The sequence below is a fragment of the Nocardia transvalensis genome (genome assembly GCF_015477765.1).
GTDB classification, from domain to species: domain Bacteria; phylum Actinomycetota; class Actinomycetes; order Mycobacteriales; family Mycobacteriaceae; genus Nocardia; species Nocardia transvalensis_A.
On record NZ_JADLQQ010000012.1, the window covers coordinates 131,923 to 145,337 of the forward strand.

Sequence of the window (13,415 nt, forward strand, 5' to 3'; positions counted from 1 at the left end):
TGATCGATCCTCCTGCTCGGACGGAGTCCCCATGGCAACACCACAGTCCGTCGACGCCCGGTTGCCGATGTCGCAGCTGCTGCTTTTCGGCATCCAGCACGTGCTCATCATGTATACCGGGTGCGTCACCGTACCCCTGGTCTTCGGCGCGGCCGTCGGGCTGGACCGGCCCACGATCGGCATTCTGATCAGCGCCGACCTGCTGGTGGCCGGAGTGATCACCGTCGTGCAGAGCCTGGGGATCGGCCGGGCGGTGGGCGCTCGATTGCCGATCATCTGCGGAGCCACCTTCGTGGCGCTGACCCCGATGATCCTCATCGCGAAAGAGTACGGCCTGCCCGCGGTGTACGGGTCGATGCTGATCGGCGGCCTGGTGGGTGTCGCGCTGGCCTGGCCGTTCGCGATGATCGTGCGGTTCTTTCCGGCCCTGGTGTCGGGCACGGTGCTGACCGTGGTCGGGATCTCGCTGATCGGGGTCGCGGGCGGGCTGGTCGTGGGCACCGATCCGCAGGACGCCTCGTTCGGTGACCCGGCCCGTATCGCGGTTGCCGCGGTGGTGCTGGCGATCGCGGTCGGATTCACCTGCCTGGCCCGGGGCGTGTGGTCGCAGCTGGGGGTGCTGGTGGCGCTGATTTGCGGTGTGGTGCTGGCGATTCCGCTGGGGCTGATGCAGCTGGGCGAGGTGTCGGGGGCGGCCTGGTTCGGGTTGCCGCATCCGTTCTACTTCGGTGCACCGCAGTTTCCGATCGCCGGTGTGGTGGCGATGAGCGTGGCGATCGCGGTGGTGTTCGCCGAATCGACGGCCAGCCTGCTGGCGATCAGCGAGATCACCGGAAAGCGGCTCGGACGCGGCGATATCGCGCGCGGTTTGGCCGGGGATGGGGTGTCGGCGGTGCTTGCCGGTGTGTTCAGCTCCTTCGTCGACACCATCTTCAATCAGAATGTCGGCGCGGTCGCCACCACGCGGGTGTTCAGCCGCTATGTGACCGCGGTCAGCGGCGTGATTCTCGTTGTGCTGGGCCTGCTTCCGCGGTTCGGTGCGGTGGTCGCCGCCGTACCCGGCCCCGTCGTCGGTGGCGTCGGGTTGGTGCTGTTCGCCACCATCACCGTCGTCGGCATCGATACCCTGCGCAAGGCCGATCTCGGTGATCGGGTGAACTTCACGATCGTGGCGGTGTCGATAGGTGTGGGCCTGATACCCGTCCTCACCCCGGGTATGTTCGACAAGTTCCCGTCCGCCGCGCAGATCCTGCTCACCAGCGGTATCACCCTCGCCGCGGTCACATCCTTCGCGCTCAATATGTTGTTCAACCATACCCGGGTCGGCGTCTTCGCCCGCCGCACCACGGCCGAAACAACGACTGCCGCAGGAGAATCCAATGACGCCGTCGCAGCCTGATGCGTTCGAGGTGCCCGTCGTCGATATCACCGCCTTCGTCGGCGGCGGTACCGACGCCGAGCGTGATCGCGTGGTGCGCGAGGTGGATGACGCCTGCGCCCACGTGGGTTTCCTGCAGATTCTCGGTCACGGCATCCCCGACGACGTGCAGGCGGGGCTTGCCCGGGCCATGGACGGGCTCTTCGGCAGCGCACCGGAGTTCAAGAATTCCTACCGCGTCACCGGTGCCAATCGCGGCTACAGCCCGCCCAAGAGCGAGTCGCTGAGCCTGACCGTGGGTATCGAATCGGCCGCGCGGATGAACGATTTCTTCGAGGCGTTCAATGTGGGTGTCGAGGCCCGGTCGTTCGCCGGGCTGGGACTGTCCGAGGACGACTACGGCCTCAATGTATGGCCCGACGTCGACGGTTTCGAGGCCGCGGTCCAGACCTACTTCGGCCATGCCGCCCGGGTGGCCCGCACGCTCACCACCATTTTCGCCGCCGCGCTCGGACTGGAGCCGGACTTCTTCTCCGCCCTCACCGACCATTCGATCGATGTGCTGCGCATGAACAACTATGCGCTGCCCCCGGGCACCAGGGTCGAGGTGGGCGAGCTGATCGGGATGGGCGAGCACACCGATTTCGGCATCGTGACGGTGCTGTGGGCCGATCGCGTCCCGGGCCTGCAGGTGCTCGGCGGCGACGGCCGCTGGCACGACGTGGTCCCGGAACCCGGTGCGCTGCTGGTGAATCTGGGCGATCTGACCGCCCGCCTCACCAATGATCGGTGGCTGTCGACCCTGCATCGGGTGAAACCGCCACTGGTCGACGGCACGATCAGGCGCCGTCGCTCGGCCGCGTTCTTCCACGACGGCAACGCCGACGCGGTGATCGCCACCCTGCCCAGCCATATCGGCGCCGACGGTTACGCCTACGAACCCATCATGGTTCGCGACCACATCGCCGCCAAGCTCGCCGGTTCCCGCCAGGGCCGGATCAACCCGAATGCCCGCCGCGAGGCCGCCCGCGTCCACTCCGCACTGGAATAGCCTCTGCTGCAGCGGACTTCGCCTCCGTCAACGGTAGGCACGTATTTTCGTCCGGAGGGCTTCCTCGAAGTCGCCGGGGTGTACTCCCGCTCGCTCCAGCTCTCGGGTGGCCAGGCACTCGCGATTGCCCAGGATCGCCAGTTGCAGGTGTTCGACGCCGATGAACTCGTGCTTCAACGCACGGGCGATATTGCCTGCGGCGATGAGGGTTCCATGATGCTCGATCGGTGGGTGGTAGTCGGGGGAGTTCATCGCCGCGCTCAACGTGTCGGCGATGGCGTCCGGCTCGACTCCGGTGACGGCCAGCACCTTCGTGGGTATCGAGTACGGGTTGTACAGGATGGCCAACTGGATGTGCTCGGGCCCGACGCCGGTGTGCGCGCGCTCGCGGGCCACCGCCTCCGCATAGCCGAGGACCCAGTGGGCGCGTGGCGTCACGGTGAGCGCCTCGTTCGAGGGTGTCATCATCCGATCATGGCGTCGAACGGTCTGCGCGACAAGCGGCGTCACCCGCAGGCGTTCACCCACTCCGACAGGCCGTCGGCGAACAGCTGGCGCTTCCAGATGGGGACCTCGTGTTTGATCCGGTCGACCAGATCCGCGCAGGTGGTGAAGGCCTCGGCGCGGTGTGGTGCGGCCACGGCGACCACGATGGCGAGATCGCCGACGGTGAGGTCGCCAACGCGATGAACGGCGGCGACGGGCAGGCCCGAGGATTCGGCGACCTCGGCGCAGACGCGCCGCAGGAATTGTTCGGCCTGCGGATGTGCGGAGTATTCCAGGGCCGAGACCGCCTGCCCGCCATCGTGATTGCGGACCTTGCCGGTGAAGACCACCACCGCGCCGTATTCCGGGCCGGTCACCGCCTGCTCGACCTCGTCGGGACGCAACGGCTGATCGCTCATGCGCGCCGAGCGGACCGGGTCAGTCATGGCTGCCTCCTCCGGCGACCTGGGCCAGCAGGTGGTCCAGCAGGGGTTCCAGCACGGCGATCCCGTCACGCACACCGCCAGGCGAGCCGGGCAGGTTGATGACGACCGTGTGGCCCGCCAGACCCGCGACGCCGCGGCTGAGGGCGGCCAGCGGGAAGGTGGCGGTGCCGCGCAGGCGAATGGTTTCGGCCACGCCGGGCAGTTCCCGGTCCAGCACGGCCAAGGTGGCCTCGGGGGTGGAGTCGGTGGGAGAGGCGCCGGTGCCGCCGGTGGTGATCACCAGGCCCGGTTCGCCGCTCAAACCATCCGCGAGCCCGGCCGCGATGTCGGCGTCGGCGTACACCAGCGGCCCGCGCACCGAGAAACCGCGTCCGACAAGCCATTCCACGAGTACCGGCCCGGTCTTGTCCACGCGAGTACCGGCCGCCGCGCCGGTGGACGCGACGACGACCACGGCAGTCCGCGAGCCTTCTGCGGTTGCGGCCGGGCCTGTCGCTGCAGCCGGGGCTGCGGACGTGGTGGTTGTTGTGGCTGGGCCCGTGGTTGTGGCTGGGCCCGTGGTTGTGGTCGGGGCGTGGGTGTGCTGTGCATCGCGGGCGTGCTGTGCATCGGTTTCACGGCTCACGGTCGCGACGTGCGAGTGCGAAACAGCTTGCGCCTCAGTGTCTCCGGGGTGCCCCTCGGGGCGTTCCCAATGGCCGTGCTTGCCACCGTCTTTCGTCAGAAGCCGCACACCGCTGAGCACGGCTGCCGGGTCCACTGCTTTCACCATGTCGTGCAGGGTGAGCCCGGCGACGGCGACGGCGGTGAGCGCCTCCATCTCGACTCCGGTGGGCCCCTTGGTCTTCGCGGTGGCCTCGATGGTGATGGATTCCTCGGTGAAACCGAAGTGCACCTGCACCGACGACAGCGCCAGCTGATGGCACAGCGGAATCAGCTCGGAGGTCTTCTTCGCGCCCGAGATCCCGGCGAGGCGGGCGGTGGTCAGCACGTCGGCCTTCGGCATGTCGTCGGCCTGCACCAGCTCGACCACCTCGGCGGTGGTGCGCAGCTCCCCGGCGGCGACCGCGACCCGGGTGGTGTCGGATTTGGCGCTCACGTCGACCATGCGTGCGCGGCCCTCGGCATCGACATGCGACAACTCGCTCATAGCTCCCAGACTTTCACAATCGCGCCCGCCGCCAGTTCGGTGGTCTCCGCCGGAACATCGATCAGCACATCGGCCTGCGCCATCGCGGCCACCAGATGCGATCCCGGTCCCGACGCCAGCGCCACCCCGTCGGCCGCCAGCCGACCACGCAGGAACTGCCTGCGTCCCGCCGGTGAGCGCACCGAATCCAGCAGTGTCACATCGGCTTTCGCGATCGTCAGCAGGCCGGACAGCTCGCGCAGCACGGGCCGGGCGAATACCTCGAACGACACCATCGTGCTCACCGGGTTGCCCGGGAAGCTCAGCACCGGAACACCGTCGACGACCGTCACCCCCTGCGGCCCACCGGGTTGCACCGCCACCGCGCCGAATTCCCCACCGCGCGCGGCCAACACGTCCTTGACCACCTCGAAATCGCCCTTGGACACCCCGCCGGAGGTGAAGACCACATCGGCGGATTCGACGGCCGCGGACAGTTTCGCGCCGAACTCCGCCGCATCGTCACGGCTGTGCTCGACCGAGACCACCTCGACACCGTTGGCCGCCAGCGCGGCCCCCAGCGCGATGCCGTTGGAGTTGTAGATCTGCCCGGGCTGCAACGGCGTACCGGCGGGCATCAGCTCGTCGCCGGTGGTGAGCACGGCCGCCCGCACGCGCCGGAACACCGGCAGCGTGGCCAGCCCGACCGCCGCCAGTGCCGCGATGTGCCGGGGTGCGAGCAGTGTCCCGGCCGACACCAGCAGGTCCCCCGCGCGCACATCGGTCCCCGGTTCCCGGACGAAATCACCCGCCGTGCGGCCGCGCTCGATGGTGACGGTCGTGTCGTCGGCGCGAGTGTCCTCCACCGGCACCACGCAGTCGGCGCCCGGCGGGATCGGCGCACCCGTCATCACCTTCATCACCGCGCCCGCGGGCAGCGGCGTCTGCCCCGCTTGCCCGGCCGCAACCACTCCGGCCAGCGGCAGTGTCACCGGCGTCACGGCCACCGATTCGGCACGCACCGCATATCCGTCCATCCCGGAATTGCGGAACACCGGTAGGTCCACCGGCGCCCGGACGTCCGAGGCGAGCAATCGGCCCAGCGCATCGGTCATCGCGACGTCGTCGACATCGCGCAGCGCGAGCGGGCGCAGCAATTGCTCCACGCGCCGGCGGTGGTCGTCGACCGACCGGGCCGTGGCGGTAGCGGGCCGGGTATCCATGCCGCCAGCCTAATCGCCGCAGGTGCGGGCCAGGTTCGTAGCTTCCTCCGAAGCACATGTCGGCGAAGGTGGCAATAATGGGTGCCGTGACCGTGGTTGTGATGGGCATTCCCGCTGTGCGAGGCAAGCAGCCTCGGCTCGACGGGCGGCCCGACACTCCCTATTTGGTCGATCGCTTCGGGCGGGTGGCCCGCGACCTGCGGGTGTCCATCACCGAGAAGTGCTCGCTGCGCTGTACATACTGCATGCCCGAGGAGGGTCTGCCCGCCATTCCCGCCGACGAGTTGCTCTCGGCGGAGGAGATCGTGCGGGTCGTCGCGCTGGCCGTGCGCGAGCTGGGGGTGCACGAGGTCCGGTTCACCGGTGGTGAGCCGCTCATGCGCCGCGACCTGGAGCAGATCATCGCCGGCTGCCGCGCCGCCGTGCCCGAGGTTCCGCTGGCCATGACCACCAACGCCGTCGGCCTCGAGCATCGCGCGGCCGCGCTGGCGCGCGCGGGGCTGGGCCGCGTGAACGTGTCCCTGGACACCGTCGACCGCACCGGTTTCGCCCGGCTCACCCGCCGTGACCGGCTCGAGTCGGTGCTGGCCGGAATCCGCACCGCCCAGCGGGTGGGCCTGGCCCCGGTCAAGGTGAATGCGGTGCTCATGCGCGAAACCCTGTCCGGCGCACCCGATCTGCTGCAGTGGTGCCTGGACGAGGGGTGCGAGCTGCGGTTCATCGAGGAGATGCCGCTCGACGCCGACCACGAATGGGCGCGGGCGAATATGGTCACCGCCGCCGAACTGCTGGATGTGCTCGGCACACGGTTCACCCTGACCGAGATCGGCCGCCCCGATCCCGCGGCCCCGGCGGAGAACTGGCTGGTGAACGGCGGCCCGGCCACCGTCGGCATCATCGCGTCGGTGACCCGTAAATTCTGCGGCGACTGCGACCGCACCCGCCTGACCGCCGACGGCATGATCCGCTCCTGCCTGTTCAGCGATCAGGAATACGATCTGCGCACGCCGCTGCGGGCGGGTGCGAGCGACGACGAGCTGGCCACCCTGTGGCGCGGCGCGATGTGGAACAAATGGGCCGGGCACGGCATCGACGCCGACGGCTTCGTGCCCCCGGAACGAACGATGGGAGCCATCGGTGGTTGAGGTCCGCTATTTCGCCGCGATCGCCGACGCGGTCGGCAAGGACAGCGAACGGCTCGACCTTCCCGCCGACGCCACCATCGCCGATCTGCGCCGGACCTTGACCACCACGTACGGTCCCGGCCTCGACCCGATGCTGAAGGTCTGCGCATTCCTCGTCGGTGACGAACTCACCCGAGACGGGGCCACCCCGCTCACCTCCCGTGTGGACGTGCTGCCACCTTTCGCGGGCGGATAGGCGGATATCCCTCCGGCAACGCGCGAACAGCCCAAAAAATCTTCGCCGCCGATGTAGAAACTGCGCACCTGCGTTCGTCGTCAGGGTGAGAGGAGTACCGGACTCCTCCGCGACGAGGAAGGATGACGGACATGCACTACCTGGCGCTGATGTTCGCACGCGAGGACGGCTCGACCCCCGGGCCCGACACCCCGGAATTCGCCGCCGAGGTCGCGCGCTACGCCGAATTCGAGGAGCGGGCAGGCCGCGCGGTCGCGGGCGGGCACGCGCTGTATCCGGCGGCCACGGCGGTCCATCTGCGGCGGCCGAAGGACGAGACCCTGGTGTCCGACGGTCCGTTCACCGAACAGGCCGAGGTGGTCGGCGGCTTCTACGTCTTCGACTGTGCCGATCTCGACGATGCCATCCAGTTCGCGCGGCAGCTGCCCGCGGCGGAGCAGGGCACGGTGGAGGTGCGGCCGATGGTGCAGTGGGACGCACCGAAGGACCTCGGCGCGGACGGCTGGCTCGCGCTGCTGTGGGAGAAGCCCGAGGCGGTGATCGTGCCCGACACTCCGGAGTGGAAGGCGGCCATCGTCGAACACGAACGGTTCGCCGAGAAGGCGGGGGCGGCCATCCGCGGCGGGGGCGCTGTGCATCCGCCCACGACCGCCACCACCGTGCGGGTGCGCGAGGGTGAATTGCTGCTCAGCGACGGGCCGTTCGCCGAATCCGCGGAGATCGTCGATGGCTTGTACGTGCTGGCGGCGCGCGATGAGAAACAGGCGATCGATCTCGCCGCGCAGATCCCGATCGGTCCCACCGGGCGCACCGAGGTCCGCCGGATCGTGGATCTCGACGACTGACGCGATGGGCTCGGCCGACTATCTCGACGACGTCTACCGGGCCGAATTCGGCCGGGCCCTCGCCACCGTCGCCCGCCTGGTCGGCGATATCGGCCTGGCCGAGGACGCGGTCCAGGACGCGTTCGCCGACGCGCTGCGCACCTGGCCCGCCTCCGGTCCGCCCGCCAATCCGGGCGCCTGGATCACCACCGCGGCCCGCAACCGCGCCCTGGATCGCCTCCGGCGTGAATCCGCCCGGGCGGCAAAGGAATACACCGCGAGCCGAGAGGCCGCGCCGACCGAGGAACCCGAGGTGTCACCGATCCCGGACGACCAGCTGCGGATGATCTTCACCTGCTGTCATCCCGCTCTGTCCGCCGAATCGCGGGTCGCGCTGACCCTGCGGCTGGTGTGCGGGCTGCGGACCGCGGAGATCGCCCGGGCCTTTCTGCAGCCCGAACACACCGTGGCACAGCGGTTGAGCCGGGCCAAGGCGAAGATCCGGCAGGCCGGGATTCCGCTGCGCGTGCCGCCCGCGCATCTGCTCGGCGAACGGCTGCCGAGCGTGCTGTCGTGCATCTACCTGGTGTTCAGCGAGGGCTATTTCGCGACGTCGGGGCCCTCGGCGGTGCGGGACGAGCTGTGCGACGAGGCAATTCGGCTGGGTCGGCTGCTGTGCGGGCTGCTGCCGGACGAACCGGAGGCCCGCGCCCTGCTGGCGCTGATGCTGTTGAACGACAGCCGCCGCGCCGAACGGCGTTCCGCCGCAGGGGAACTGGTGCCGCTGGAGGAGCAGGACCGTTCCCGCTGGGACCGGGCCAAGATCCGGGCGGGCCTGAGCTGTCTGGTGTCGGCATCCGAACAGGGCGGCAGCGGACCGTATCTGGCCCAGGCGCGGATCGCGGGAGCACATGCAATCGCCCCCAGCTTCGCCGAAACCGACTGGCAGGCCGTGGTTTCCGCCTACGACGAACTACTGCACTACACAACCTCACCCGCCGTACTGGTGAACCGCGCGGTAGCCGTCGGCTTCCTCCACGGCTTCGACCAGGGCCTGGCAGCCCTGAACGAAATCGCCGACCACCCCCGCCTCACCGGAACAAACCTGGTAGCCACCACCCGCGCCGACCTACTCCGCCGCGCGGGCCAGTATCCCGCCGCCGCCACCCACTACCGCCTGGCCCTCACCCAAACCACCAACCCCCAGGTCCGCAACTTCCTCCACCGCCGCCTCACCGAAGTCGACCCACCCTGAGCACCGCCCCCTCGCGCCGGCCCCACGACAGCCGCACCCTTTCTTCGTAGCCGCACCCGTTACAGGCCCTGGAGGGGGTGCGGCTGCACACAAGGGGTGCGACTGGGTTGGTGTGCTCCCGCCGGGGTCTAGGGCAGCCGCACCCTTTCTTCGCAGGCGCACTCGTTTCAGGCGCTGGAGGGGGTGCGGGTGTCGGTAAGGGGTGCGGGTGGGGTGGGTTAGGGGCGCCACCAGGTGTCGAAGGGGGTGGCGGGGAGGGCGCGCTTGTGGCGGGTCATGTGGAAGATCGACTCGATTCGGGCGGAGATTTCCGGGGGGACGTCTTTGCCCTCGAGGTAGTCGTCGATTTGGGCGTATTTGAGGCCGAGGGCTACCTCGTCGGGGAGGGCGGGGCGTTCGTCCTCGAGGTCGGCGGTGGGGGTTTTCTGCCAGACGCTCGGTGGGGCGCCCAGTTCCTGGAGCAGGGCCGCGCCCTGGCGTTTGGTGAGGCCGGTGAGCGGGGTGACGTCGACGCCGCCGTCGCCGTATTTGGTGAAGAAGCCGGTGACGGCCTCGGCGGCGTGGTCGGTGCCGACCACCAGCAGGTTCAGCTGGCCCGCGATGGAGTACTGGATGACCATGCGCTCGCGGGCCTTGATGTTGCCGCGCACGAAATCCCGCAGCTGCGGCTGTTCGACCAGCAGCTCACGCAGCCCCAGCGCCGATTCCGCGGCCACGGCGTCCGCGCTCGGCTTCACGTTCACCTCGATCGAGCGGTCCGGGCGGATGAACCGCAGCGCGATCTGCGCGTCCTGTTCATCGGCCTGCACGCCGTAGGGCAGCCGCACCGCCACGAAGGTCGCCTCGCGGCCCTCGGCCCGCAGTTCCTCGGCGGCCAGCTGGCACAGCCGTCCGGTCAGCGTGCTGTCCTGGCCGCCGCTGATGCCGAGCACGAAACCCGTTGCGGGCGTGGACCTGAGATAGTCCTTGAGGAAATCGATGCGCCGGCGCGCCTCCACCTTCGGCTCGATGACCGGCTGGACACCCAATTCGGCGATGATCCGTTCGCGCAGATTCCCCATGATCGTCACTTTACTGGGGGCGGCGACGCGAGCGTGCGGACCAACCGTTCCCAGTGATCGCCGATCTGATCGAGGGTGTAGCCGAGGGCCTGGATCTGATGCAGCACCAGCGTGGCGTCCACCGCGGCCAGCAGGGTATCGGCCAGCAGCGGGATCTCGCCGTGCGCCCTGGCCTGCCGCAACAGCAGCACCACATGCGTTTTGGCGATGTTGTAGGGCGCCGAGGCGAATCGGCCGTGCTCGTCGGCGGCGCGGCGCACCTCGCCCTCCACCTCGATATCGGCCAGCCGGGCCCGTCCGAATGCCACCAGCCGCTCCACCGGCGGCGCCCCCGGACCCAGCGGCGGCGGCCCGAAGATGTAGGCGGCCTGCAGTTTTCGATCCGACTGGTCCAGCAGCGCCCTCATCAACCCGGCGCGGTTGCCGAAGCGGCGGAACACCGTGCCCTTGCCCACGCCCGCGCGCTTGGCCACCGCGTCCATGGTGACCGCGTCGGCACCGTGCTCGCGCACGAGCTGTTCGGCGGCGTCCAGTAGCAACTGCCGGTTGCGGGCGGCGTCGCTGCGCTCGGCGGGCTCGGCCACCGGCAGCGGTGTGCCGAGCTCGCTGTGCGGGTGCGCCCTCGAGATCGCCTCGATCGGAAGCGACGTGGGCGGCTCTGATGTGTCACGGCTCACAGTGGACTACCTAGCGGCGGGGAATGAAGCGGACCATGGTCCGGTTATTGTGACATGACAGCGGAACCCACCGCCCACTGCACAAGGAGTGACCATGTCCCAGACTCGCCTTCTCGCTCTCGTCGGTAGCCTGCGCGCCGGGTCGTTCAACCGGCAGCTCGCCGAGGCGGCCGCGCAGACCGCCCCGGAGGGCGTCGAGGTCGTCATCTTCGAGGGCCTCGGCGACATCCCTTTCTACAACGAGGACATCGACGTTGCCGGTAGCGAGCCCGCGACGGCGACCGCGTTGCGCGAGGCCGTCGCCGCCGCCGATGGTTTGCTGTTCTTCGTCCCGGAGTACAACGGCACCATCCCGGCCGCGCTGAAGAATGCGATCGACTGGGCATCGCGGCCCTACGGTTCCGGCTCGATCAAGGCCAAGCCCTCCGCCGTGATCAGCGCCTCGATCAGCCAGAACGCCGCCAAGTGGTCACATGGCGACACGGTCAAGGCCCTCAACGTCGCCGGCGCCTCGGTGGTGGAGAGCGCCCACCTGCACTTCGGCACCATCAGCCAGCGCTTCGCCGAGGCCCACCCCCGCGAGGATGCCGAGGCCCTCACCGAACTGGCCGCCGCCGTCCACGAGTTGGTCGAAGCGGCACGGGCGAGCGTCACTGCTTGATGTTCGTGCCCTGTCCCCGGCGCTGGCGCGCCGGGGACAGGGATGCAGTAGCGGCGCAGTCGCGAATTGAGGTTGGGGAAGGCCGCAGGTCCTTGTGGCGCTCCCGTTTCCCGAATGTGCTCCCGTCTGCCGGGTGGTGCTCCTGTTTCCCGGGTAGTGCTCCCGTCTGTCGCGTGGTGCTCCCGTCTGTCGGGTGGTGCACCCGTTTCCCGGGTGGTGCACCCGTTCCCGCGTGGTGCTCCCGTTCCCGCGTGGTGCTCCCGCCTGACACGTGGTGCACCCGTCTCCCGCGTAGCGCTCCCGTTTCCCGCCTCGGCGGTGCTTCTGGTTCCCTCGCCCCGGCGCGCCAGCGCCGGGGCGAGGGTCTTTCACTGCTCTCGGAATGTATAGACTATGAAAATCGTTTTCATTTCGGAGGTGATTGGCATGAAGGTGCGGAACTCGTTGCGTTCGTTGAAGGACAAGCCGGGGGCGCAGGTGGTGCGGCGGCGGGGGAAGACGTATGTGATCAACAAGAAGGAGCCGCGGTTCAAGGCTCGTCAGGGCTGACGACACGCTGGAGGAGGGCCGTCTCGTCCATGGTGGGCGGGGCGGCCCTTCTGTGTGTCGGGGGACTCCTGGGGCGGCTGTGACGAGTGGGGCAGGAGAGTTTGCTGGGAGAGAGCTGTGACACGAAATCGTGATCTGTGCCACTGTCGTGTCGGGTTGCGAATCGACTGTCCAGGTACTTACGCCGATCGAATTTCACCTTTGTGACTCGCAACATGTCGTGTTGGATGAATCTGTCGGCCACTAGGTGTAGTGTCTACGGCACTGGAGGACGACGCGGGCTCCGAGTCGGTCGCGGTCACGCGACCTGGGGGTTCCGGACCACTTCCAGGGGTTTGCGCAGTTACGTGGGATCTTGCTTTCAGTCGTGCACTGCATACCGGACAAGGCAAGGAGAGAGGGACACCTATGACCATCACCGTCTACACCAAGCCCGCTTGTGTTCAGTGCAACGCCACCTACCGGGCCCTCGACAAGGCCGGTGTGGACTACGAGGTCATCGACATCTCCGAGAACCCCGAGGCGCGCGACTACGTCATGGCGCTGGGTTACCTGCAGGCCCCCGTCGTCGTCGCCGGCGACGAGCACTGGTCCGGCTTCCGCCCCGACCGTATCAAGTCTTTGGTGTCCGCGGCGGCCTGATCGCTTCGCGCTCAGGCACGCGAAAGCCTTAGCGCAGGCATGCGAAAGCCTTAGCTCGGGCATGCGAAAGCCTTAGCGCAGGCATGCGAAAGCCTTAGCGCAGGCATGCGAGGGCCTTAGCTAAGGCAGAGAGGGCCTCAGCGCAGGCATGGTGACAGTCTGATCGCCCGCCGACGAGAAAGGGGGAGTGGTACCGGTGCCGAATCTGGTCTACTTCTCGAGCGCGTCGGAGAACACGCACCGCTTCGTCGAGAAGCTGGGTCTCCCGGCTTCTCGCATTCCGCTCCACACTGCCGAGTCGCTTCGCGTCGACGAACCCTACGTGCTGATCTGCCCTACTTACGGGGGCGGTAAGCATGTCCTGGGTCGCAGTCGATCCGACAAGGAATTCGTGCCCCGACAGGTGGCGAAGTTCCTCAACGATCCGCATAATCGTGCGCTGTTGCGCGGCGTCATCGCGGCCGGCAACACCAACTTCGGCGATACGTACTGCTATGCGGGAGAAGTGATCTCACGCAAATGCGGGGTGCCCTACCTGTATCGCTTCGAACTCATGGGAACCGCCGAGGACGTCGAGCGCGTCCGAGAGGGATTGGGATTGTTTTGGCAACGACAACAGCACCGGCCGGAAAGACGGCCCGCCTAGAGCGTCC

At 68.4% G+C, this 13,415-nt stretch carries 16 protein-coding genes; 10 read left to right on the forward strand and 6 right to left on the reverse strand.

Annotated elements, in window-relative coordinates:
• Nucleotides 1-31: 31 nt before the first annotated feature.
• Both IU452_RS30800 and IU452_RS30805 read left to right on the forward strand, forming a co-directional pair.
• Entirely contained in the window at nucleotides 32-1,399 is a 1,368-nt protein-coding gene (locus IU452_RS30800; RefSeq protein WP_195112719.1) for a solute carrier family 23 protein, read from the forward strand.
• Nucleotides 1,380-2,429: an isopenicillin N synthase family dioxygenase gene (locus tag IU452_RS30805; protein ID WP_195112720.1), complete on the forward strand. Its 1,050-nt coding sequence runs from the start codon at nucleotides 1,380-1,382 to the stop codon at nucleotides 2,427-2,429. Before IU452_RS30800 ends, IU452_RS30805 begins: the two co-directional genes overlap by 20 nt.
• Nucleotides 2,430-2,456: 27 nt before the next feature.
• On the opposite strand, the gene IU452_RS30810 is transcribed toward IU452_RS30805, so the two are convergent.
• From IU452_RS30810 to glp, 4 genes are read right to left on the reverse strand one after another with little or no spacing between them, the layout of a single operon-like run.
• Complete coding sequence (locus tag IU452_RS30810) at nucleotides 2,457-2,894, reverse strand: Clp protease N-terminal domain-containing protein (RefSeq protein ID WP_195112721.1); 438 nt, start codon at nucleotides 2,892-2,894, stop codon at nucleotides 2,457-2,459.
• A 41-nt stretch (nucleotides 2,895-2,935) separates the two neighbouring features.
• Nucleotides 2,936-3,361 (reverse strand): molybdenum cofactor biosynthesis protein MoaE, encoded by a 426-nt coding sequence (locus IU452_RS30815; RefSeq protein WP_195112722.1) that lies wholly within the window; start codon nucleotides 3,359-3,361, stop codon nucleotides 2,936-2,938.
• Nucleotides 3,354-4,511, reverse strand: coding sequence for a bifunctional molybdenum cofactor biosynthesis protein MoaC/MoaB (moaCB, locus tag IU452_RS30820; RefSeq protein WP_195112723.1), 1,158 nt, complete (start codon nucleotides 4,509-4,511; stop codon nucleotides 3,354-3,356). The genes IU452_RS30815 and moaCB overlap by 8 nt, the downstream gene beginning before the upstream one ends.
• Nucleotides 4,508-5,713 carry a gephyrin-like molybdotransferase Glp gene (gene glp / locus IU452_RS30825; protein ID WP_195112724.1) on the reverse strand — a complete coding sequence of 402 codons (1,206 nt, stop codon included), beginning with the start codon at nucleotides 5,711-5,713 and terminating at the stop codon, nucleotides 4,508-4,510. Before glp ends, moaCB begins: the two co-directional genes overlap by 4 nt.
• Nucleotides 5,714-5,799: 86 nt before the next feature.
• Between glp and moaA the strand changes: the two genes are divergently transcribed.
• The 4 genes from moaA to IU452_RS30845 all read left to right on the forward strand — a co-directional run bounded on the left by moaA (nucleotide 5,800) and on the right by IU452_RS30845 (nucleotide 9,172).
• A complete protein-coding gene (moaA, locus tag IU452_RS30830; protein WP_195112725.1) occupies nucleotides 5,800-6,858 on the forward strand; it encodes a GTP 3',8-cyclase MoaA in 1,059 nt (352 codons plus the stop codon).
• Entirely contained in the window at nucleotides 6,851-7,093 is a 243-nt protein-coding gene (locus tag IU452_RS30835) for a MoaD/ThiS family protein (RefSeq protein WP_195112726.1), read from the forward strand. Before moaA ends, IU452_RS30835 begins: the two co-directional genes overlap by 8 nt.
• 122 nt (nucleotides 7,094-7,215) lie before the next feature.
• Nucleotides 7,216-7,938 (forward strand): YciI family protein, encoded by a 723-nt coding sequence (locus tag IU452_RS30840; protein WP_324192922.1) that lies wholly within the window; start codon nucleotides 7,216-7,218, stop codon nucleotides 7,936-7,938.
• A 4-nt stretch (nucleotides 7,939-7,942) separates the two neighbouring features.
• Nucleotides 7,943-9,172 (forward strand): RNA polymerase sigma factor, encoded by a 1,230-nt coding sequence (locus IU452_RS30845; RefSeq protein WP_195112727.1) that lies wholly within the window; start codon nucleotides 7,943-7,945, stop codon nucleotides 9,170-9,172.
• 218 nt (nucleotides 9,173-9,390) lie between these two features.
• Here the strand turns inward: IU452_RS30845 and nadE are convergent, their stop codons facing one another.
• Together nadE and IU452_RS30855 are read right to left on the reverse strand one after the other, a co-directional pair.
• Complete coding sequence (gene nadE / locus IU452_RS30850; protein WP_195112728.1) at nucleotides 9,391-10,233, reverse strand: ammonia-dependent NAD(+) synthetase; 843 nt, start codon at nucleotides 10,231-10,233, stop codon at nucleotides 9,391-9,393.
• Nucleotides 10,234-10,238: 5 nt separating this feature from the next.
• The gene (locus tag IU452_RS30855) at nucleotides 10,239-10,862 is read right to left on the reverse strand and encodes a TetR/AcrR family transcriptional regulator (protein ID WP_195112840.1); all 624 of its coding nucleotides are present in this window, start codon (nucleotides 10,860-10,862) and stop codon (nucleotides 10,239-10,241) included.
• A gap of 142 nt (nucleotides 10,863-11,004) precedes the next feature.
• On the opposite strand from IU452_RS30855, the gene IU452_RS30860 reads away from it, so the two are divergent.
• The 4 genes from IU452_RS30860 to nrdI all read left to right on the forward strand — a co-directional run bounded on the left by IU452_RS30860 (nucleotide 11,005) and on the right by nrdI (nucleotide 13,408).
• Nucleotides 11,005-11,571, forward strand: a complete 567-nt coding sequence (locus IU452_RS30860; protein WP_195112729.1) for an NAD(P)H-dependent oxidoreductase — start codon at nucleotides 11,005-11,007, stop codon at nucleotides 11,569-11,571.
• Nucleotides 11,572-11,997: 426 nt separating this feature from the next.
• Entirely contained in the window at nucleotides 11,998-12,120 is a 123-nt protein-coding gene (ykgO, locus tag IU452_RS30865) for a type B 50S ribosomal protein L36 (protein WP_036504093.1), read from the forward strand.
• A gap of 408 nt (nucleotides 12,121-12,528) precedes the next feature.
• A complete protein-coding gene (locus IU452_RS30870; protein ID WP_195112730.1) occupies nucleotides 12,529-12,762 on the forward strand; it encodes a redoxin NrdH in 234 nt (77 codons plus the stop codon).
• Nucleotides 12,763-12,958: 196 nt separating this feature from the next.
• Nucleotides 12,959-13,408 (forward strand): class Ib ribonucleoside-diphosphate reductase assembly flavoprotein NrdI, encoded by a 450-nt coding sequence (gene nrdI / locus IU452_RS30875; protein WP_195112731.1) that lies wholly within the window; start codon nucleotides 12,959-12,961, stop codon nucleotides 13,406-13,408.
• Nucleotides 13,409-13,415 lie beyond the last annotated feature (7 nt).

Excerpts from the sequence above, each read along its gene's own strand:
- IU452_RS30810 (WP_195112721.1), bottom strand. The coding sequence starts at position 2,894 with ATGACACCCTCGAACGAGGCGCTCACCGTGACGCCACGCGCCCACTGG.
- IU452_RS30815 (WP_195112722.1), bottom strand. The coding sequence starts at position 3,361 with ATGACTGACCCGGTCCGCTCGGCGCGCATGAGCGATCAGCCGTTGCGT.
- ykgO (WP_036504093.1), top strand. The coding sequence starts at position 11,998 with ATGAAGGTGCGGAACTCGTTGCGTTCGTTGAAGGACAAGCCGGGGGCG.
- IU452_RS30800 (WP_195112719.1), top strand. The coding sequence starts at position 32 with ATGGCAACACCACAGTCCGTCGACGCCCGGTTGCCGATGTCGCAGCTG.
- IU452_RS30840 (WP_324192922.1), top strand. The coding sequence starts at position 7,216 with ATGACGGACATGCACTACCTGGCGCTGATGTTCGCACGCGAGGACGGC.
- nadE (WP_195112728.1), bottom strand. The coding sequence starts at position 10,233 with ATGGGGAATCTGCGCGAACGGATCATCGCCGAATTGGGTGTCCAGCCG.
- glp (WP_195112724.1), bottom strand. The coding sequence starts at position 5,713 with ATGGATACCCGGCCCGCTACCGCCACGGCCCGGTCGGTCGACGACCAC.
- IU452_RS30860 (WP_195112729.1), top strand. The coding sequence starts at position 11,005 with ATGTCCCAGACTCGCCTTCTCGCTCTCGTCGGTAGCCTGCGCGCCGGG.
- moaCB (WP_195112723.1), bottom strand. The coding sequence starts at position 4,511 with ATGAGCGAGTTGTCGCATGTCGATGCCGAGGGCCGCGCACGCATGGTC.
- IU452_RS30870 (WP_195112730.1), top strand. The coding sequence starts at position 12,529 with ATGACCATCACCGTCTACACCAAGCCCGCTTGTGTTCAGTGCAACGCC.
- IU452_RS30845 (WP_195112727.1), top strand. The coding sequence starts at position 7,943 with ATGGGCTCGGCCGACTATCTCGACGACGTCTACCGGGCCGAATTCGGC.
- IU452_RS30805 (WP_195112720.1), top strand. The coding sequence starts at position 1,380 with ATGACGCCGTCGCAGCCTGATGCGTTCGAGGTGCCCGTCGTCGATATC.